We start from the raw sequence: 22,904 nt of genomic DNA on the forward strand, positions 1-22,904 counted from the left end.
AATTATTTCTATTTTTTTATATATTTTTATAATTTTTGTAAAAGTGTTCATAATAAATGATGTAAAAACTTTTATGGAGGTTATTATGAACAATATTAAAAAATACTTAGTAGCATTTGTAATGATGCTTTCAATGGTTGGATTTGTAGGCTGTGGAAATAATGATGCAGCAAACGATGAAATGAATGAATCAATGAATGAAACTGTAGAAACAACAAATGAAATGACAACAGAGACTACAACAAATAGAACAGACAGAAACGAAACAACAAGAAGATCAGGAAACGTAAATAGTTCAACTGATACAAATGGTGACGGAGTTGCAGATGATGTAGTGGATGATGTTATCGATGGTGTTGAAGATGCAGGAGATGACATCATAAACGGTGCAAGAGATAATCAGAACAATAACGAAACAAATGTAAACAAAAAATAAAATATAGGTATTTTTGGTAAGCCATAAGCATACTATATGATAACGAATTTGTTATTAAGGTGTTTATGGCTTATAAAATTATGTTGGACCCGGGACATGGTGGAACAGACCCCGGGGCCGTTTATGAAGGCAGACAGGAGAAAGATGATGCGTTACGACTTGCTACAGCGGTAGGGGAGATTTTAAGAAATAATGGATATGATGTAGAATTTACAAGAACATCAGATGTCTATGATACCCCATTTGAAAAAGCAACTAAGGCAAATAATACAGGAGCAGATTTATTTGTATCATTTCATAGGAATTCTGCGCCTACAGCAAATCAGTATAGTGGAGTGCAGAGTTTAGTATATGATGACAGTGGCTTAAAATCACAACTTGCCAGAAATATTAATGCAAATCTTACAAAGATAGGATTTGAAGATAAAGGAGTCGTTGAAAGACCTAATTTAGTAGTTTTAAAAAGAACAAAGATGCCGGCAGTATTAATAGAAGCAGGCTTCATTAATTCAGATAGTGATAATAAATTATTTGATGAAAAATTCTATGAAATAGCAAATGCAATAGCATGTGCAATAATGGAAACTCTTGAAAATTATGATACGAAGGATGCTGATGGAAACACATATACAGTACAGGTTGGTGCATTTAGAAACAGACAGTTAGCAAATAATATGGCGTATAAATTAAGACAACAGGGGTATCCGGCAGATGTCATATTTGAGAACGGATTGTATAAGGTACAGGTTGGAGTGTTTGATGATATTGATAATGCTGCGATGATGGAAATGAATTTAAGAAATGTAGGATATAACACATTTATTCCAAGAAGATATTAATATAGAGATGTTGGGGTCAAAAGTTTTCGACTTTTTTCCTGACGGATGCGATGCTCGGTTAATATATAGAGTTATTATGAATAGTTTTAAGACTTCTATATTTAATTTTTCATTTAAATAATAACTTATGGAAACGCTCTGATATCAAAAAATAAATTTGATATTAGGCGTTTCTTGTTCTGTTATTTATGACAAAATCATGAATATAACATAAAAAGCATTACGTTGAATGTATATTAAAAAATAGGTATACATTAAGATTATAAAAAATAGGTATATAATTAATTAAAATTGGACATTCATTAAATGTATATCATAAAAAGCAATATAAAAAGAGACAATTTACGTGAAATGTTGACAATAAATTTGACAATGGGGTATCATTAGAGGTAAGCGTGTATTAAAATATTAATTCACGAATATATAACACAGGAGATATGGATTGACATGAATAACGGTTTTATAAAGGTTGCGTGCGCAACTCCTAAAATTAAAGTAGGAGATTGTGAATATAACGCTAAAGAGATATGTAAATTAATTGATGAAGTTTATGATAATGGAGCACAGTTTGTTGTATTCCCTGAATTATGTATTACGGGATATACATGCAGCGATTTGTTCTGGCAGCAGCACATGCTAAAAAATGCAAAGAAAAAGTTGGTGGCAATAGCAAAACATTGTGAAGATAAAGAAATTGTAGCTATAGTCGGACTCCCATTGGTATATAATGGCAAGTTATACAATGTTGCGGCAGTTGTTTATGATGGAGAGATACTTGGAATTGTACCTAAGTCATATATACCTAATTATTCCGAGTTTTATGAAGCAAGACATTTTGTATCAGGAAAAGGTGTTGAAGGATATGTTTCATTTGAAGTTACTAAGGATGAATGGAGTTTAGAAGAAAACTGCAAAGAAGGTTTTGATTATAAAATATATATGACAGAGAATGGCAAAGTTGATTTTAAACATAATCAGGATGACTTTGATGAAGACGACTGGGAAGATGATGAAGAAGATGATGAAGATTGGGATGACGATTATGATGATGAAATCCCATTTGGAACAAACATACTTTTTGACTGTGTAAATATAGAAAACTTTAAATTTGCAATCGAGATATGTGAAGATTTATGGGTGCCAAATCCACCTAGCACAAATTATGCTATGGCAGGAGCAACAGTTATAGCTAATCTTTCAGCAAGTGATGAAGTAACAGGAAAAGATAATTATCGTAAAAATCTTGTGGCAGGACAGTCAGCAAGAACAATATCAGCTTATTTGTATGCTGATGCAGGAGAGGGGGAATCTTCTACTGATTTAGTATTTGCGGCACATAATATGATAGCTGAAAATGGAACAATCTTAGCAGAGGCAAAAAGATTTACAAATGAAACAGTATATGCTGAGATAGATTTGGAAAAATTGGCTGCAGAAAGACAAAGAATGAATACATTTACAGCAGTTAGTGACGACGATTATGAAATATGTGAAATTGATTTAGAATTAGAAGAATTTGAACTTTCAAGAGAAATTGATAATACACCATTTGTACCAAAGGATGAAGAAAAGAGAAATAAGAGATGTGAAGAAATTCTTACAATTCAGACAATGGGACTTAAGAAACGTTTAGAACATACTAATTGTAAAAATGCAGTTATAGGAATATCAGGTGGACTTGATTCCACATTGGCACTGCTTGTTACCGTAAGGGCATTTGATGCACTTAATATTGACAGAAGCAACATAATTGCAGTTACAATGCCGGGATTTGGTACAACTGACAGAACATATAATAATGCAGTTACACTTGTAAAAGAACTTGGATGTGAACTAAAAGAAGTAAATATTGCTGATGCAGTAACACTTCATTTAAAACAGTTAGGACATAGTATAGATAATCACGACATTACTTATGAAAATGCACAGGCAAGACAAAGAACTTATTTGCTTATGGATTTTGCAAATGAATATAATGGAATGGTTATTGGAACAGGAGATATGTCGGAACTTGCATTAGGATGGGCTACTTATAATGGAGACCATATGTCTATGTATGGTGTAAATGCGGGAGTCCCGAAAACGTTGGTAAGACATTTAGTTCATTATTTTGCAGACACATGTGGAGTAAAGAAATTAGCAGACATTTTATTTGATGTGCTAGATACACCTGTAAGTCCTGAATTACTGCCACCTACTAAGAATGGAAAAATAGCACAGAAAACAGAGGATGTAGTTGGACCATATGAATTGCATGACTTTTTCTTATATTATATTTTAAGATTTGGATTTGAACCTAAGAAGGTATTATATTTAGCTGAACACGCATTTGATGGAAAATATGATAAAGAAACTATTTTGAAATGGTTAAAGACATTTTACAGAAGATTCTTTTCGCAGCAGTTTAAACGTTCATGCCTTCCTGACGGACCAAAGGTAGGAAGCGTTGCGGTTTCACCTAGAGGAGATTTGAGAATGCCAAGTGATGCAGTAGTACGTGAGTGGTTAGAAGAATTAGAGTAATTATAGCAAATAATATGTATGCGAAATTATTTGTACATGAATAATTTCCATAAAATAAAATTTTGTATATTAATAATAGAAATAGGATGGAACATAATTGTCTCATCCTATTTTTTATAATTTATTATGCTGATATTTTTATAAATAAGAGTGATATCAGCTTTGCAAAAGTGTTGTTGCAAATTAACTTTAAAGATTTGCAAATTAAAACCTGACACAAAAATATTTTATTGAAATTATTTGGCCGAATTAATTGTATCGCATATTGCATTATATAATACAGAATATGTATATTGGCTTTCGGGATTGTAAGATACGTTTTCTAATGACTGAGTTGATACAATCTGGTTAGCAATATCCTCAAAAGCAGGTTTCACTAAAGGATACATTGTAGCTACGGAATCGTCAATATTTTCAATTGTAATGGAATTTATGTGGTTATCATCTAAAACTACCTGAATTTCCATAGGATTTCCGTTTAACGTGATATAAGAGGAATAAACACCGGCCTTATAAGTGCAATCACTTGCAGGAGCCGAAGTAGTGGTGTCTTTTCTAAACATTAAAACTAAGGTTATTATTAAGGCGATTCCAAGGACAATTAATATAAATGTATATATAAGTTCTTTAAGATGAAAAACCATAAATTTAGGACTTTTACTCATGATGTGTGACCTCCGAAAACTGTATAGGTTTTTATAATTAAATCTATGAGCAAAAACATAAAAGTATGATGAAAAAACAGCAAAAATTATATATAATAATTTAAGAATGCCAGGGTCAAAAGGTGGGAACTTTTGCCCAGGCATCATTTAAGGAAATATAAAGAATGGAGACGGATATGTCATTAACATTTATTGTAGGAAGTGCAGGTTCAGGTAAGTCACATTTATTATATGAAAGACTTACAAATAACGCTTCAAAATATGAAAATAGAAATGAAGATTATATAGCTTTGGTTCCTGAACAGTATTCAATGGAAGCACAGAGAGAAATTTTGCTTGCTTCAGATAGACACGGAAGTTTTAACACTGAGGTAGTAAGTTTTCAGAGACTTGCAGTTGGTATATTTGAAGAACTTGGAATGACAGATATTAAGGTTATGGACGATTTGGGAAAAACTCTCGTTGTCCGTAAAGTATTAGAAAATTGCAAAAAAGACCTTAAGTATTATCATAACAAAGCAAATATGCCGGGATTTGTGGATAGAGCAAAAACTTTAATAACCGAATTAAAGCAATATAATTATAGAACACAAGATTTGGAAAAGATGATTGATGATGTAAAAGGTCATAACATTTTAAGAAATAAATTAATTGATACTAAAACGATTGCGGAAGAATTTGACAATTACATAAATGAAAAAATGATTACGATGGAAGAAGTGTTGAGCATTTTTTGTAATGTAATGGAAAAGTCAGAAAAAATAAGAAAAACACATATTTATATTGACGGTTTTACAGGGTTTACACCTATTCAGTATATGGTTTTAGAAAAATTAATAAAATATGCAAGAGAAGTTACTGTCGCAATAACTCTTCCTGAAAATGAAGCTGATTTTAACGGATATAATGACAGAGAATTATTTGCACTCAGCAAAGAAACAATTGTAAAGTTAAGAGAATTGGCAATAAGAAATAGTGTCGAAATCGAAAATACGGTTATTGTAAATAAAGGAAAAAGACCGATACGAATTGCTGATAATGATGAACTTTGTTATTTAGAAGAAAATATATTTAGAAATAGAGTTTTAAAACCTTATGATAAAGAATGCAAAAATTTAGAAATGCATGTAACATCTAATCCAAAAGAAGAGGCAAGATGGATTGCAAATGAAATTTCTAAGTTGATGATTACAGGAAATTATAAATATAAAGATATCGCTGTAGTAGTTTCTGATATGGAAGGATATTATAGATTTATTCAGGATGAATTTAGAAAATCAGGCATTCCGAATTTTATAGATTATAAGAGAGATATATCTAAAAATCCTTTTATTGACGGTATAGTAGCTGCAATTGAAGTGGTTGAGAAAGATTTTTCATATGAAAGTTTATTTAGGTTTTTAAAATTAGGAATTACGGATATTGACAGAGAAGATATTGATATAATTGAAAATTATGTAATTCAGTCAGGAAGAAGAGGATTTAACAGTTACAACAGAAAATGGGAAAAGCAGTATAAAAATATCAGCGAAGAAGAATTTGAAAATATTAATTTGATAAGAGAAAAAATCATAGAAATGTTTTCTGATTTGAGAAACGGCTTAAAGCTAAAAAACGTAGATATAACTGATTTTACAAAGTGCATTTACAAATTTATTTTAGATAATGACTGGCAGCTTAAGATACAAAAACATAAAGTGGAATGTGATGAAGCAGGCAGACTGGATGAAGCAAAAGAATACGAACAGATTTATGAAACCATTATAAAAATGCTTAATAAGCTTGTGGAATTTTTAGGTGATGAAATTGTGTCGGTAAAAGAGTTCAGACAGATTGTTGAATCCGGATTTGCAAGTCAGAAAGTTGGAATAATTCCTCCCGGTCTTGATACGGTAATGGTTGGTGATTTGGAAAGAACAAGATTAAAAGATATTAAGAAAATTATCTTTTTTGCAGGAGTAAATGATGGACTTGTGCCTTCTGCAAATAGTGGTAGCGGAATAATTACGGATATGGAAAGAGAATTTTTGCGCTCAGCTAATTATGTATTAGCGCCAACAGCTAAAGAAAATATATATATTGAAAGACTTTATTTGTATGCATTATTTGCAAAGCCTACAGGTAAAATCTACTTTTCATATAGCACATCAGGCACGGATGGTGAAGTTTTAAGAAAATCATATATTCTTACTTTGATAAACAGAATGTTTCCATCAATAAAAGAAATAAAGGAAAGTAGTAAGGAAAATGTTCCGGGTGATATTACAAACATAACAGAGGCATTAGAGTTTATAACAAACAGAATGCAGGAAAATAAGAGCCTTGATGGGGATAATGAGACAAAGCAGATGATTGCAAATCTTGTTAAGAACAGGGAAGTAGAAAATGCTGTAAAGATGATAATAGAAGGAATTTATTATACATCAAGACATCCAAAATTACTGCCGGAAATTGCGAGAGGACTGTATGGCAACAGACACAACATTGGTATTACAAGACTTGAAAGATATGCTGCATGTGCATATTCACAGTTTTTGGCTAATGGTCTTAAACTTTCAGAAAGACGAAAATTTGAAATAGCTGCATATGATATTGGTAATTTATATCATTATTCATTAGAGTTGTTTTGCAGAAAATTAAGAAATAAAAATTTGAATTGGAGAAATTTAACAGACGAAGATATACAAAAATTAGTTGAAGAATGCGTAAATATCGTATTTGAGGAATACGAAAATAATGCTATTTCAAGTGATGCAAGAAATAAATATATTGCAAATAAAATTTTAAAAACAACTATAAATACTACAGAAATATTAAAAAGTCATATCAATGCAGGAAAGTTTGAACCGGTTTATTATGAGTCAGTAGTTGAACATGGAAAAGTAGACAGAGTGGACTTATACGAGGATCCTGACGATGGGAAAGTGTATGTGAAAATTATTGATTATAAATCAGGGTCAAAGAAATTTGAAATCAGTTCTACATTTTTCGGCACACAGATGCAGCTTCTTATTTATTTAGGAGATGTAATAAAAAGAGAACAGGAAAAATATAAGGACAAACAGGTTTTGCCGGCAGGAGCATTTTATTATGAAATTAAAGACCCTTATACTAATGGACTGACAAAAACAGAAAAAAATAAAATTATGAACGATGGTTCATTGACAAAGGAAGAACTAAAAGAAAGACTTGCCTGTGAAATCAATAAGAAAAGATTTAAAGAGTATAAGATGTCAGGTATTTTTACAGACGATATCAACGTGTTAAAAAATATAGATGAAAATATGGAAAAATCTTCGGATATTATTCCTGTGAGAATTAAAAGAGATGAAAGTTATTACGCAGATGTAATGGCGATTGATAATAAGCATTTTGGTGAACTTATTAATTATGTTTCAGATATGGCAGATAAGTTTAAAGAAGAAATTTGCGAGGGAAATATTGATGTTAATCCTATAGAAAAGGCATGTACATATTGCCCATATGCAGGTATGTGTAGTTTTGATGTAAATGCAGGAGATAAGTATACGGAGGTTCCCGGATATAAATTGCCTGAAGTAATTTCTAAGTTAGATGAGATGTATGAAGATTCGGAAGGAGAAAAATAAATATGCCAAATTGGACTCCAAAACAAAAAGAAGTAATAGATGCAAGAGACCAAAACATATTAGTATCTGCGGCAGCCGGTTCGGGAAAAACCGCAGTTTTGGTAGAGCGAATTATAAATTTATTGACAGATGAAAATAATCCGGTAGATATCGATAATCTTTTAGTCGTTACATTTACAAAGGCAGCAGCTTCTGAGATGAAGGAAAGAGTAAGAAATGCATTAGATGATATTATTACTAATCATCCTGAAAATGAACACATACAAAAACAGATTAATTTGATAAATACGGCACAGATTACAACGATTGATAGTTTTTGCTCGTTTGTTGTGAGAGAAAATTTTGAAAAAATAGATTTAGATCCTGATTATAAAATCGGAGATGAAGGTGAAATTGAACTTTTAAAAGCAGATGTTTTAGAAGAAATACTTACAAAAAGATATGAAGAAGCTGAGCCTGAATTTATGAGGTTGATTGAGCAGTATAAGGCGTCTAAGGCGGATGATAGCGTTACAAATCTGATAATGGAACTTTACACTGCTTCTGAAAGTCATGCAAATCCTGAAAAATGGGTTAAGTCATGTATTGATAATTATATTGTTTCAGATGAAGAAGATTTAAATAGCAAGTCGTGGATGGTAAAAAATATTAATGACATTAAAAATATTATGCCTGACATATGTAAAAAACTTGAAAATGCCATAAATATATGCGAACAACCGGGCGGTCCTGAAAATTATACAAAAGTTCTAACTGATATGTATGGAACGTGTCAGCTTGCAATGGATAAGCAATCTTATAGAGCGTTAAAAAATTCATTAGGAGAGTATAAGATACCTAGACTTCCAAATAAATCAGGTGGTGAAAATTCTGAAAAGGCTGAAAGAGTTAAGGCAATAAAAAACGAAGTAGGAAATAAAATAAAAAACATAGTCGATGATTATTTGTCATACGATATTGATGAAATTTTAGAAGAAATAAATGTAATGAAGGATCAGGTCCGGGTTATAATTGATCTTACATTAGAATTTATGAATAGGCTAAAAGAGGTAAAGCAAGAAAATGCCATAATGGATTTTTCAGATTTAGAACATTATGCATTAAATATTTTAACATATGAAAATGAAAACGGAGAAATAGTTCCGTCAGATGTAGCTATAAGTATGTCAAAACAGTATAAAGAAATAATGATTGACGAATATCAGGATAGTAATACAGTGCAGGAAGCGATACTTACAAGCATTTCAAATGGAGCTGGAATTAATAATGTTTTTATGGTAGGAGATGTTAAGCAGAGTATTTACAGATTCAGACTGGCTAATCCAAATTTATTTTTAGAAAAATATGATACTTACAGTGAAGAAACGGATGCATCAAAGCGTAAAATAATTCTTGATAAAAACTTTAGAAGCCGAAAAGAGGTCATTGATAGTGTTAACTATATATTTGATACAATCATGTGCAGACATACAGGTGGAATTGAATATATAGACAACAACAGATTAGTATGCGGTGCATCTTTTAAAGAACTGCCTGATATACAGGATAATGCAACAGATATTGTTTTAATCGAAGGGGACAAAGAATATGAAATAGAACAAATCGCAAAGAAGATTAAAAAGATTGTAGACCCTGATTTTGGAATGAAGGTTCAGGATAAAGATGGAAATTTAAGAAATGCAAAGTATAGTGATATAGTTATTCTTTTAAGAGGTATAAAAGGAATTTCAAGTCAGTATGTTGATGTTTTAGAAAAATATGGAATACCGGCATACACTGAAACAAAAACGGGATTTTATGATGCAAAAGAAGTATTAACAGTACTAAATTTCTTAAATGTCTTAGATAATCCAAGACAGGATATTCCACTTGCAGGCATAATGCTATCACAAATGTTTAATTTTTCTGAAAGTGAATTGGCACAAATCCGCATTAATGATGAAGAAAGCGGTTTATATGATGAATTAAAGTCATACTTATATGATGGAGATGACGAGAAACTTGTTGATAAGATTACAAATTTTATGAATATTATTAATAACTTGAGAAAAGAAATTCCGTATATAACAGTATATGATCTTATTGATAAAGTACTTAAAATAAACGGATATGATAATTATATTATGGCACTTCCTTCAGGATTAAGAAGAATAAAAAATATTGAGCAATTGAAAGAAAAGGCAGTTGCTTATGAAAATTCCAGTTATACAGGACTTTTTAATTTTATCAGATACATTGAGAAAGTTAAGGTTGTAAGAGAAGAAGGAGAAGCTTTGTCAGTAGATGAAAGTGATAATATTGTAAGAATAATGTCAATTCATAAAAGCAAAGGATTACAGTTTCCTATAGTATTTTTAGCAAATGCTACATCAAAATTCAGACCTGAAAAAGATGCAATTGCAATCCATGAAGAGTATGGAATCGGAATGGATTATGTTAATCATGAGTTGAAAATAAAAGATAGTTCACTTGTAAAAACTGTTATAAGAAACGCAATCACAAAAGAAAATAAAGCTGAATTACTTCGACTTTTATATGTTGCAATGACTAGAGCACAGGAAAAACTTATTATAACCGGTTCAGTAAAAGAAATTGAAAAAGAAGTTGAAAAAATTAACGGATACAGGAGAAATCCATATTTACAGGCAACAGGAAGTGAAATAACAGACATTAACAATTTTATGGACTGGATTTTGCTTGCTACGTCAAGAAATAAAGGCGCAGATGAATTATTGAAGCACAATGATAGTTTTACAGAGGCACAAAATGAAGAATTGTACAATATTGATGCAAGTGTAAACATAACAGCAATTTGTTGTGAAACAGAAGATGATAAACTAAAAGAGTATATTGAGTTAAATGATGATAATACTAAGAAACAGGAATTGCTTCAAATTGATGGTAAAAAAACATATGATAAGATAACAGAGGAGATTCTTAATAAAAACTTAAATTGGGAGTATCCGTATTATGAGGATGTAAATATAAGTGCAAAGGCAAGTGTTACTGAAATCAAGAGACAGGTATTACATGAATATGATGAGCAGCAGGATGGTACGGAAATATTTAAAGAAGAATTGACTGATATAATTCCTGATTTTGCAAAAACAGATGAACAACTTCATGAAAAGTTGACAGGTGCGAACAGAGGAACTGCATATCATAGAATATTTGAACTTATGGATTTAAATTTGTCGGAATATACTGAAGAGTCTGTTAATGAAATGATTGATGGTTATGTAGAAAATGGTCTGATAGATAAGGCAGGAGCAGATTGTGTAAACGCAAATGATGTGATTGCTTTTAGTAAAACGGACTTATTTGAAAGAATGCGACAGGCACATTCGAGAGGAGAGCTGTTTAGAGAACAGAAATTTCTTCTTGGAAAGAAGGCTTGTGAAGTGAATCCAAATACCGATTCAGAGGAACTTGTTGTAATTCAGGGAATTATTGACGTATGTTTTATTGAAAATGGAAGGTATTATGTAGTAGACTATAAAACTGACAAAGTAAGAAAAATGGAACAATTGTATGATAAATACAGTGTTCAGTTAGATTACTATAAAGAAGCAATTGAGCAGATTACAGGTAAAAAAGTTGAAGATGAAATAATATACTCTGTAACGCTTGGCGATGAAATAAGTTTTACTGAGCATAGACAAAGGAGACAATAATGATTTTTCCAAAGTATATAAAGAAAAATGACATTATAGCTGTTACGGCCCCGTCAAATGGAATAACAGATGAAATTAAAATAAAAAGATTTAACAAAGGGGTAGAGCAACTTAAAAACAGAGGATATAATGTTGAATTTACTGACAGTGTTTTTAAGGCTGATAAAAGAGGCGTAAGCAATACCGCAAAAATTAGAGCAGAAGAATTTAACAGATTATTTGATAAAAATGAAGTTACAGGAATAATTTCTGCCGCAGGTGGGGATTATTTAATGGAGATGCTTGAATATGTGGATTTTGAAAAAATAAAGGCAAATCCAAAATGGGTTCAGGGATATTCAGATAATACAGGATTAGTATTTCCTATTATGACAAAATGTGATGTGGCATCTGTTTATGGATGTAATTTTGGAGATTTTGGTATGGAACCATGGCAAAATACAGTAAGCAATGCATTAGGTGTGTTAGAGGGAAATGTAAGAAGCCAGAAATCATTTGATTATTATGAATCCGACCGCCATGAATATGAAACAGGTTTTGAAGGATACTATAAAGATAAAGAAGTATGCTGGATAAACGGACGTGGTGAAGAGAAGATTGAAATGTCAGGAAGATTAATAGGTGGATGCCTTGATGTTATCTGCTTTTTAATCGGAACAAAGTATGACGGAACAGAAGAATTTATTCATAAATATAAAGATGATGGTATTATATGGTTTTTAGAAAGCTTTGATTTTAGCGATACTACGTTAATAACACATTTATGGCAAATGAAACAGATGGGATATTTTAAATATGTAAAGGGATTTGTATTTGGAAGGCCGTTGATGTATAATACGTGGATAGAACAGCCATATAATGAGGCAGTTATGTCTATTTTAGGCGATTTAGACGTTCCGGTTATATTTGATGCGGATATCGGACATAAAGGACCTCAGTTCTCAATGATAAACGGGGCAATTGCAAAAGTCAGCAGTGCCAATGGAAAAGGAGTTATACAATATGCTTGAGTTAAGAGACGTGAAGTTTAGCGTAAACGATGAAAATGGCAGTGTGAAAAATATAATAAACGGCATCAGTATGAATATTGATGAAAGTAAATTTGTAGCCATTACAGGACCAAATGGAAGTGGAAAGTCTACTTTGGCAAAATTAATCGTAGGAATTAATCAGCCAACAGAAGGAAGGATTTTATATAATGGCACAGATATTACAAATATGTCTATTACGGAAAGGGCAAAATTGGGAATTAGTTTTGCGTTCCAGCAACCTGTAAGATTTAAAGGAATCACAGTTATTGACTTACTTAGAATAGCGGCAGGAAAGCAGCTTACAATTAGTGAAGCCTGCGAATATCTTTCAGAAGTAGGACTTTGCGCAAGAGACTATATTAACCGTGAAGTGGATGCAAGTCTTTCAGGTGGTGAGTTAAAGAGAATAGAAATAGCGACAATTATTGCAAGAGGAACAGAACTTTCAGTATTTGATGAGCCTGAAGCAGGAATTGATTTGTGGAGCTTTAACAGTCTTATTAAAGTATTTGAAAAAATGCAGAAAAATAATAAAAACTCAATTTTAATTATTTCTCATCAGGAAAGAATTCTTGATATTGCAGATGAAATTGTTTTATTAGCAGACGGAGTTATCAAGGCACATGGAAGTAAAGAAGAAATTCTTCCGATGGTTCTTGGAGCAGAAAATAATGGCCCATGTGCCAAATTACAGTCATAAGGAGGAAAATCATGGACAAAATTCAGATGGAATTATTTGAACAGCTTACTGGATTACATGAAATTCCGGCAGGCGCATACAACATAAGGGCGAACAGCAAAAAAGACAGCAGAAATACAACTGCAAATATTGATATTGTAACAAAAGAAGATAAAGATGGCATTGATATTTATGTTAAACCGGGAACAAAAAACGAAAGTGTTCATATTCCGGTTGTTATTAGTAAGACAGGATTAGAAGAATGTGTATACAATGACTTCCATATTGGCGAAGGAGCAGATGTGCTTATCGTTGCAGGATGTGGAATACATAATGGCGGTGATAAAAAGTCACGTCATGATGGAATACACACGTTCTATATTGGAAAAAATGCCAGAGTAAAATATGTTGAAAAACATTATGGAAAAGGTGATGGCAACGGTGAAAATGTAATGAATCCTACTACAATTGTTAATATTGAAGAGGGTGGTTACATGGAAATGGAAACAGTTCAGATTAAAGGAATTGATTCAACAAACCGTATCACCGAAGCTAAATTAGACAAAGATGCAAAGATTGTTATTACAGAAAGAATTATGACGCATGGAAATCAGTTTGCAGAAACTCATTTCAATGTAGATATGAATGGAGATGGTTCAAGTGCAAATGTTATTTCACGTTCAGTTGCAAAAGGAAATTCAAAACAGGCATTTTATTCTGTAATTAACGGAAATGCAAAATGCACAGGACATTCAGAGTGTGACGCTATTATAATGGATAATGCTAAGATTACAGCTTTACCTGAAATTACAGCTAATGACTTAGATGCATCATTAATTCATGAAGCCGCTATTGGTAAAATTGCAGGCGAACAGTTAATCAAGTTACAGACATTAGGCCTTAGCGAAGAAGAAGCAGAAGAACAGATTGTTAATGGATTTCTTAAGTAATATGTTTATATGATTGGTAGGATTGCGGAAGTGCGTAGCACGGAACAATCCGTAGGCATCAAGGTTTTGGTCTTTTGCCCCAACATCTTTTTATAGCACAAATAATTGTGCATAAATAACTTCGACATAATAAATATGATAGTAACAATGATACTCTCTTTGCCGGATAAAACGGCAGAGGGAGTATTTTTATGTAGGACAAGTTTATGTTTATAGAACCAAATTAAAAAATAAAGTTAAAAAGCAAATAAATACGATGCAAAAGACAAATAATAGAGAAAACTTTTGTTGATATAAAGATAAATAAAACAACTTGACACATACCCTACAGGGGTATAAAATGCAAATGTAAAAATGAAAGACTAATATAATTAAAGATGTATGAAAGGAGTCGCTTTGGAAGAGAATAAAAAAGAAGTGCAGGCAACAGCAAGTGGAAAATGCAGTAAATGTTGTACAGTCGAAGACCACAATTGTTGTAGTCATAAAACAAAAGAAAGAACTGAAAAAGAATACAAGGATTTAATTAACAGACTTAACCGAATTGAAGGACAGGTTAGAGGAGTTAAAAATATGATTGAAAATGATGCTTATTGTACGGATGTGCTTGTCCAGGTATCAGCAATCAGATCAGCATTAAACAGTTTTAGCAAGGTGTTGTTGACTAATCATATAAAAACCTGTGTGGTTGATAATTTGAAACAGGGTAATGATGAAGTGGTTGATGAGTTAGTTGCAACATTACAAAAACTATTAAAGTAATTATATTAGTATGTAGAAAAATAGAATTAACTTGTGACTATGTAATTTAATAAATTTTATAAAAAATAGAATATATTGCTTTTTAAGTCGCAGTTAATTAATAATTACAAGTTCTAAATCGAGGTGATAAACAATGACAAAATATTCAGTATATGGAATGAGTTGTGCCGCCTGCAGTAGCAGAGTAGAAAAGGCTGTTTCTAAAGTAGAGGGAGTAAATTCCGTAGCGGTGAATTTACTTACAAATTCAATGATAGTTGAGGGAGAGGTTGAGCCTGAGATAATAATGAAGGCAGTAGAAGACGCAGGTTATAAGGCAAAACCTCAGAATGGCGAAAAAGCAAAATCAGAAGAGCAGACAGATGAATTAGATAATTCAGGTGAAACTAAGAAAATACGAAACAGATTTATTTGGTCAATTATTTTTCTTGTTCCACTTATGTATATTTCAATGGGAGTTACAATGTGGAGATTTCCTGCACCGGAAGCATTTGAAAAGAATCATATTGCCATGGGACTTACAGAGATGTTGTTTACAATCATAATTATGATTATAAATAAAAAGTTTTTTGTCAGTGGCTTGAAAGGACTGATAAATAAAGCCCCTAATATGGATACTCTTGTAGCACTTGGTTCGGGAGCTTCATTTGGATACAGTTTGTATGTGTTGTACGCAATGACATTTGCACAAGTTGATGGAAATATGGAACTTTTACATCATTATATGCATGAATTTTATTTTGAATCAGCTGCAATGATTCTTACACTAATTACATTAGGAAAAATGCTTGAATCATTTTCAAAAGGAAAAACAACAGATGCACTAAAGGGACTTATGAAGCTTGCTCCAAAAACAGCTACTATAATTGATGCAAATGGAACAGAAAAAGTTGTGGATATTTCAAGAGTATCAATTGGTGATGTATTTGTTGTAAGACCGGGCGAAAGCATTCCTACAGATGGTGTAATAATAGATGGAAGCAGTGCTGTCGATGAATCAGCACTTACAGGAGAGAGCGTTCCAAAAGATGTAACAGTGGACGATGAGATATTTGGATCTACAATAAACAAATCAGGATTTATAAAATGCAGGGCAACAAGAGTAGGTGAAGATACTACTTTATCACAAATAATTCATATGGTAAGTGATGCTGCGGCAACAAAAGCACCAATAGCAAAAGTGGCAGATAAAGTATCCGGAGTATTTGTTCCGGTTGTAATTGTGATAGCACTAATAACCATAGTTGTATGGCTTTTCGCAGGAAAAGACGTAGGTTTTGCACTTGCCAGAGGAATATCAGTATTGGTAATAAGTTGTCCTTGCGCGTTAGGACTTGCAACACCTGTAGCAATTATGGTTGGTAATGGAAAAGCAGCAAGAAATAATATTTTATTTAAAAACGCAGTTGCACTTGAAAATACAGGAAAAACACAGATAGTTGCTTTGGATAAGACAGGAACAATTACAAGTGGTAAACCGGTTGTAACAGACATTGTTGGAAATGATAAGCATGAACTTTTAAGGATTGCTTATGCTTTAGAAAGTAAAAGCGAACATCCTTTAGCATCGGCGATAGTTGAATATGGAAAAGCGAACAACATTAAAATGCATGATATTAATGAGTTCTCAATTGATGCGGGATACGGTCTCAAAGGTAAAATTGAAGGAAATGCTGTAGCAGGTGGTAATTTAGCATATATAAGCAAATTTGCAAATGTAAGTGATGAATTAATAAAGAATGCAGAAGAATTAGCAAAAGAAGGAAAAACGCCATTGTATTTTTGCAAAGCCAAAGATGTGCTTGGCATTATTGCAGTAGCGGATGTTATAAAAGAAGAAAGTATTGTAGCCGTTAAGAATCTTAAGAATATGGGAATTAAGGTTGTCATGATTACAGGTGATAATGAGCAGACAGCACAGGCAATAGGAAAGAAAGCAGGAGTGGATGAAATCTATGCAGGAGTTTTACCACAGGGAAAAGAAGAAATAATCCGCAAACTTTCAGAAAGTGGAAAGACGGCTATGGTTGGTGATGGTATAAATGATGCACCGGCATTAACAAGAGCAGATATTGGTATAGCAATCGGAGCAGGAACAGACGTTGCAATTGATGCGGCAAGTGTTGTCTTAATGAAAAGTGATTTAAGAGATGTACCGGGAGCAATAAGATTAAGTAAAGGTGTATTGAGAAATATTCACGAAAATCTATTCTGGGCATTTTTCTATAATGTAATAGGAATACCTCTTGCGGCAGGCGTATGGTTCCCATTATTTGGATTAAAATTAAATCCAATGTTTGGCGCAGCGGCAATGAGCCTTTCAAGTGCGTGCGTAGTTACAAATGCATTACGATTGAATTTATTTAAAGTTCATAAAAAAGATGAAATGAACGTAAAGAATAAAGATAGTTTTGAAAAAATAAGTGATAATAATGTAATGATAAATTCAAATAAAAAATGTCAGTCAGGTTGTAATATTAAAGATAATAATATAAATTCAAATGTAAAGGAGACAAGTAAAATGGAAAAAATAATGACAATTGAGGGAATGATGTGTGGACATTGTGAAAAGGCAGTTAAAACAGCCTTAGAAGCAATAGATGGAGTAGAAAGTGCTGTTGCAGATCATGAAAAAAATGAAGCTGTTGTTAAATTAACTAAGCATGTGGATAACAATGTTTTAAAGGAAACAGTTGAAAAACTTGAGTATAAAGTTACAGAAATTAAATAATTGTTTTCATGTAACAAAATGATTACATGAAAACAGTAAACTTTGTACAAAACATCTAAAAAACGTTTTAATTTTATAAAGAATTTAATATACTCTTAAATAGTAAAATTGAACGGGTAAAAATTAAATAAGAAATTTACATCAAAAAAGACAAATAGTTATTCTTCGGATAAAACAAACTTTAAGGTTAAAGGCTTAAAACCTAATAAAAAGTATTACGTAAGAGCAAGAGCATATAGCATATATAAAGGTACAACTGTATATTGTAAATGGTCTAAGCGTAAGGTTATTATTAGAAAAAATAAATAAATATAAGTTAGTTAAAAATGAGACTGTAACACTAACTAAGTGATACAGTCTCATTTTTATGATAGAATACTTAATAGATTACAAAGTATAATTGTGCATAACATAAAATTAATATTAACAGTTATTATTTAATGCAATATATTAATATGAGAAAGGAAATAATATGAACGTATTTATAGGTTTAATCATACCATTTATAGGAACAACATTAGGAGCAATGTGCGTGTTTTTAGTTAAAAACAAATTAAATGACAAAGTGCAAAAAAGTTTATTAGGCTTTGCATCAGGAGTTATGGTGGCAGCTTCTGTGTGGTCATTATTAATTCCGTCACTTGAAATGTCATCAGAAATGGGAAAGTTATCATTTATACCGGCGTGTGTAGGATTTATGCTTGGAATCCTATTTTTACTTGGAATGGATATGCTAGTTCCTCATTTGCATGCCGGAAGTGATAAACCCGAAGGACCAAAGAAATCATTAAAGAAAACAACGATGTTAATTTTGGCAGTGACAATTCATAATATACCAGAAGGAATGGCAGTAGGAGTTGTGTTTGCCGGAATGATGGCAAATAACACGGGGATAACATTAGCTGGAGCCATGGCGCTTTCAATTGGAATAGCAATTCAAAATTTCCCTGAAGGAGCAATAATCTCCTTGCCGTTAGTGTCAGCAGGAAATACAAAAAAGAAATCCTTTGTTTACGGTATGTTATCAGGAATAGTTGAACCGATTGCGGCAGCAATAACAATAATGCTTACAGGAATAATTTTACCGTTGCTTCCATATTTATTGTCATTTGCGGCAGGGGCTATGATATATGTTGTTGTAGAAGAATTATTGCCTGAATCCGTGGAAGGTGAACATTCTAATATTACAACAATTGGATTTGCATTAGGATTTATGATAATGATGATATTAGATGTGGCACTAGGATAATTTGAAAATAAATAATATAAAAAATACGGCTTAAACATAAAAATGAGTAAGCCGTATTTTTTGTGACAAACATAAAGCTTGTCTGTTTATGGACTGATATACGAATTATAACTTAATTACTTTTTTTACACGGTCAGATATAATGAATGCAACTGCGAGTTTAACTAAATCAGGAATAACGAAAGGTGTTACGCACCATCCAAGAACAGTTGCAAGACCAATTGTACCTGTTGATTTCATGTATACAACCATGTACCATGCTGTACCAAATGCATAGCATACAACAAGTCCTAATAAAAGAGCTATAAGTCTAACAATGAATTTATTTCCTAATAAAGATGTGAATAACCAATAAATTAAAGCTGTACATAAGAAGCCTATAAGGTATCCGCCTGTTGTTCCTAAAAGTACGGCAACACCACTTTTAAATCCTGCAAATACAGGAACTCCGATAGCTCCTAATAATAGGAAAACTAAAATTGAAAGTGTTCCACGTTTTCCGCCTATAATTTCTAAAGTTACAAATACAGCAAATGTTTGAAGTGTAAATGGAACTGTCAATGGAATGGAAATCCAAGAACAAATTGCCATTAATGCTGCAAATAAAGCGATTAAAGTGATATCGATTGCTTTGCCTGATGATTTTGTTGCTGTTAAATTTTCTGTTGTTGACATTGTTTTCTCCTTTTTTCATAAAAATAATCACGTATAGATATTCTGAAATTTGACAGATATCCGAATATGTATTTATTGTTGATTTCAATTGTTGTATTGAATCAATTTTTATCATACATATGACAATATAAATGGTAAAAGATGAATTGTCAACCTATATCGCAAAAAAGTTGACAACTAAAATCCCAATATTAGTGATAACACTAATTAATGCACATACTAATTACTAACAATTTAAAATTGATATGATTTAAAGCAGAGTTAAAATTAAAAAATATAGTACATAGTAAAAAACGATGCTATAATGTACAGGATAATACATAATGGCAAATGCAATTTGGGATAAGTAATATATCAATATGAATTAATTATTAGAGTATATAGTTAAAGTATCCTTAATTGCAAAAGAGAGGTACATATGAAACTTTCAGAATTAAAGCAAAGCCAATCGGGAATTATTTCTGTGGTCGGTGGAGAAGGAAATTTAAGAGGTCATTTTCTGGATATGGGAATAATTCCGGGAACAAAAATCACTTATGTTAAAGCTGCTCCAATGGGAGATCCCATTGAGTACCGTATCTGGGGATATGAATTGACTCTTAGATTAGAGGATGCACAAAAAATAGAAATAAATATGTGCAATGAAAATGATAACAGGTTTTTGGATGACAAAGAGGAAAATCTACATAAAAATTACACTGAATCAGGGAAAGAAAAATTATCACATCATCCGGGCCTTGGAGAAATGGGAATATACCATGTTAAGCAACGTGGCGAAGAATTAAAAGATGATGAATTAATAACATTTGGTCTTGCGGGTAATCAGAACTGTGGAAAGACAACATTATTTAATCAGCTGACAGGCTCAAATCAGCATGTTGGTAATTTCCCAGGAGTTACAGTCGATAGAAAAGATGGACAGATTAGAAAACATGAGAATACTTTGGTTACTGATTTACCTGGAATATACTCAATGTCGCCTTATACAAGTGAGGAGATTGTAACAAGAGACTTTTTCTTAAATGACAGACCAAGAGGAATTATCAATATTGTAGATGCAACGAATTTTGAACGAAATATGTATTTGACAATGCAGTTAATTGAACTTAATATTCCGATGGTATTGGCGTTAAATATGATGGATGAGGTTCATAAAAACGGCGGAACTATTAAGATAAATGAATTAGAAGAAGCATTGGGAATACCGGTAGTTCCTATATCTGCCGCTAAAAATGAAGGTATAGATGAACTTATCGACCATGCGATACACGTTGCAAAGTATAGAGAACGTCCGGGAAGAATGGATTTTTGTGATGCGAATGGTGAAGATGGCGGAGCAATGCACAGGTGTCTTCATTCTATAATGCATTTGATTGAGGATCATGCACATAAAAAAGAGATTCCTACAAGATTTGCAGCAAGTAAATTAGTAGAGGGCGATGACGAAGTGCTTAAAAAACTTGAACTTGATCAAAATGAAAAAGAAACGCTTGAACACATCATTTTGCAGATGGAAAATGAAAGCGGATTAGACAGAGTGGCTGCTCTTGCAAAAATGAGATTTACATTTATTGACAAAATTTGCAAGGCTACAGTTGTTGAACCAAAGCAAAGCGTTGAACATATACGAAGTCAGAAAATAGATAAAGTGCTTACAGGAAAATACACAGCGATACCTTCGTTTGTTGCTATAATGGCATTTATATTTTGGATGACTTTTGGAGTGGTAGGAGCATGGCTTTCTAATCTTATGGAAATAGCTATTGATTTTGTTACAAATGCTTGTGATAAAGCACTTATTAGCATACAGGTTAATGAAGTGCTGAGATCGCTTGTGGTTGATGGAATATTGACAGGTGTTGGAAGTGTATTGAATTTCTTACCAATTATAGTTATTTTATTCTTCTTTCTATCATTGCTTGAAGATAGTGGATATATGGCAAGAGTAGCATTTGTAATGGACAAATTATTAAGAAAAATAGGTCTGTCAGGGAGAAGCTTTGTTCCAATGATAATCGGTTTTGGGTGTTCAGTTCCAGCTATAATGGCTACAAGAACATTGCCATCTGAAAGAGACAGAAAAATGACAATAATGCTTACTCCTTTTATGAGTTGCTCGGCAAAATTGCCTATTTATGCAATGTTTACCGCAGCATTTTTCCCTAGATATGGAGCATTGGTTATGACTGCTTTATATTTTACGGGAATTATAGTTGCAATAATTTACGCGCTAATATTAAATCATACGAAATTTAAGGGAGAGCCTGTTCCTTTTGTTATGGAACTTCCAAATTACAGACTTCCGGGAATAAAAAATGTAGGAAGATTGATATGGGATAAGGCAAAAGACTTTATTACAAGAGCATTTACAATTATATTCTTAGCTTCTATTATAATATGGTTCCTTCAGACTTTTGATTTGAAATTAAATGTTGTTGAGGATTCTAAAGACAGCATTTTGGCTTTAGTTGGAAGTATTATTTCTCCGATATTTAAACCATTAGGTTTTGGAAATTGGAAAATATCAACAGCACTTATTACAGGATTTACAGCAAAAGAAAGCGTTGTAAGTACATTGACAGTTCTTTTCGGTGGAACAAATATAGCACTTTATACAGCATTTGATACAACTACCGCTATAGTTTTTCTTGTATTTACATTATTATATACACCTTGCGTAGCTGCAATTGCATCTGTAAAAAGAGAATTAGGTGGAAACTGGGCAGCAATGATAGTGGTGTTACAGTGTGTAGTTGCATGGATTGTAGCTTTTATAGTTAAAATGCTTTTGAGTGTTATTTAAAAATAATACTGAGTTGGAGTGTTTAGAACAAATAAAAATGAAATTCAAAATGTTTACGCTTATATGTATTTATGAGTTGTGTAAAGAAATATATTTATGATTTTAAACAATGTATTATAGATGAATTAAAACCCCCATCATCGTCGTTGAAATGTTTCAATGACGATGATGGGGGTTTGTTTAAAATGCACATAAAAGATAAGAAATGTTAACGTAAACAAGAAAAAATATAGTGAAAAATATACAATAACGACAAAAAAAGAATAAAAAAGTTTTTTA

At 32.1% G+C, this 22,904-nt stretch carries 14 protein-coding genes; 12 read left to right on the plus strand and 2 right to left on the minus strand.

The features are described 5' to 3' along the window. Positions 1-85 precede the first annotated feature (85 nt). The 3 genes from DWW96_RS12675 to DWW96_RS12685 all read left to right on the plus strand — a co-directional run bounded on the left by DWW96_RS12675 (position 86) and on the right by DWW96_RS12685 (position 3,798). Complete coding sequence (locus tag DWW96_RS12675; protein ID WP_117910666.1) at positions 86-436, plus strand: hypothetical protein; 351 nt, start codon at positions 86-88, stop codon at positions 434-436. 65 nt (positions 437-501) lie between these two features. Continuing rightward, positions 502-1,275: an N-acetylmuramoyl-L-alanine amidase gene (locus DWW96_RS12680; protein WP_117910667.1), complete on the plus strand. Its 774-nt coding sequence runs from the start codon at positions 502-504 to the stop codon at positions 1,273-1,275. Between the two features lie 447 nt (positions 1,276-1,722). Next, positions 1,723-3,798 (plus strand): NAD(+) synthase, encoded by a 2,076-nt coding sequence (locus tag DWW96_RS12685; protein WP_117910668.1) that lies wholly within the window; start codon positions 1,723-1,725, stop codon positions 3,796-3,798. 236 nt (positions 3,799-4,034) lie between these two features. On the opposite strand, the gene DWW96_RS12690 is transcribed toward DWW96_RS12685, so the two are convergent. Then, on the minus strand, positions 4,035-4,463 hold the full coding sequence (locus tag DWW96_RS12690; RefSeq protein WP_022088178.1) for a hypothetical protein: 429 nt from the start codon (positions 4,461-4,463) through the stop codon (positions 4,035-4,037). A 176-nt stretch (positions 4,464-4,639) separates the two neighbouring features. On the opposite strand from DWW96_RS12690, the gene DWW96_RS12695 reads away from it, so the two are divergent. The 8 genes from DWW96_RS12695 to DWW96_RS12730 all read left to right on the plus strand — a co-directional run bounded on the left by DWW96_RS12695 (position 4,640) and on the right by DWW96_RS12730 (position 19,147). Next, positions 4,640-8,071, plus strand: coding sequence for a PD-(D/E)XK nuclease family protein (locus DWW96_RS12695; RefSeq protein ID WP_158562715.1), 3,432 nt, complete (start codon positions 4,640-4,642; stop codon positions 8,069-8,071). A 2-nt stretch (positions 8,072-8,073) separates the two neighbouring features. Continuing rightward, entirely contained in the window at positions 8,074-11,745 is a 3,672-nt protein-coding gene (addA, locus tag DWW96_RS12700) for a helicase-exonuclease AddAB subunit AddA (RefSeq protein ID WP_117910670.1), read from the plus strand. Then, a complete protein-coding gene (locus tag DWW96_RS12705) occupies positions 11,745-12,755 on the plus strand; it encodes a S66 peptidase family protein (protein WP_117910671.1) in 1,011 nt (336 codons plus the stop codon). The genes addA and DWW96_RS12705 overlap by 1 nt, the downstream gene beginning before the upstream one ends. Next, positions 12,748-13,476 (plus strand): ATP-binding cassette domain-containing protein, encoded by a 729-nt coding sequence (locus tag DWW96_RS12710; RefSeq protein ID WP_022088174.1) that lies wholly within the window; start codon positions 12,748-12,750, stop codon positions 13,474-13,476. Before DWW96_RS12705 ends, DWW96_RS12710 begins: the two co-directional genes overlap by 8 nt. Positions 13,477-13,487: 11 nt before the next feature. Continuing rightward, positions 13,488-14,405 (plus strand): SufD family Fe-S cluster assembly protein, encoded by a 918-nt coding sequence (locus tag DWW96_RS12715; RefSeq protein WP_117910672.1) that lies wholly within the window; start codon positions 13,488-13,490, stop codon positions 14,403-14,405. 417 nt (positions 14,406-14,822) lie between these two features. Further along, positions 14,823-15,167: a metal-sensing transcriptional repressor gene (locus DWW96_RS12720; RefSeq protein ID WP_243003081.1), complete on the plus strand. Its 345-nt coding sequence runs from the start codon at positions 14,823-14,825 to the stop codon at positions 15,165-15,167. A 133-nt stretch (positions 15,168-15,300) separates the two neighbouring features. Next, on the plus strand, positions 15,301-17,898 hold the full coding sequence (locus tag DWW96_RS12725; protein ID WP_117910674.1) for a heavy metal translocating P-type ATPase: 2,598 nt from the start codon (positions 15,301-15,303) through the stop codon (positions 17,896-17,898). Between the two features lie 472 nt (positions 17,899-18,370). Next, positions 18,371-19,147 (plus strand): ZIP family metal transporter, encoded by a 777-nt coding sequence (locus DWW96_RS12730; RefSeq protein ID WP_117910675.1) that lies wholly within the window; start codon positions 18,371-18,373, stop codon positions 19,145-19,147. 105 nt (positions 19,148-19,252) lie between these two features. Here DWW96_RS12730 and DWW96_RS12735 read toward each other — a convergent pair whose 3' ends face one another. Beyond that, the gene (locus tag DWW96_RS12735) at positions 19,253-19,822 is read right to left on the minus strand and encodes a biotin transporter BioY (RefSeq protein WP_117910676.1); all 570 of its coding nucleotides are present in this window, start codon (positions 19,820-19,822) and stop codon (positions 19,253-19,255) included. Positions 19,823-20,240: 418 nt separating this feature from the next. On the opposite strand from DWW96_RS12735, the gene feoB reads away from it, so the two are divergent. Beyond that, positions 20,241-22,625 (plus strand): ferrous iron transport protein B, encoded by a 2,385-nt coding sequence (gene feoB / locus DWW96_RS12740; protein WP_117910677.1) that lies wholly within the window; start codon positions 20,241-20,243, stop codon positions 22,623-22,625. The last annotated feature ends 279 nt before the right edge of the window (positions 22,626-22,904 follow it).

Source organism: Eubacterium sp. AF17-7, from assembly GCF_003461285.1.
Taxonomy (GTDB): Bacteria; Bacillota; Clostridia; order Lachnospirales; family Lachnospiraceae; genus Eubacterium_U; species Eubacterium_U album.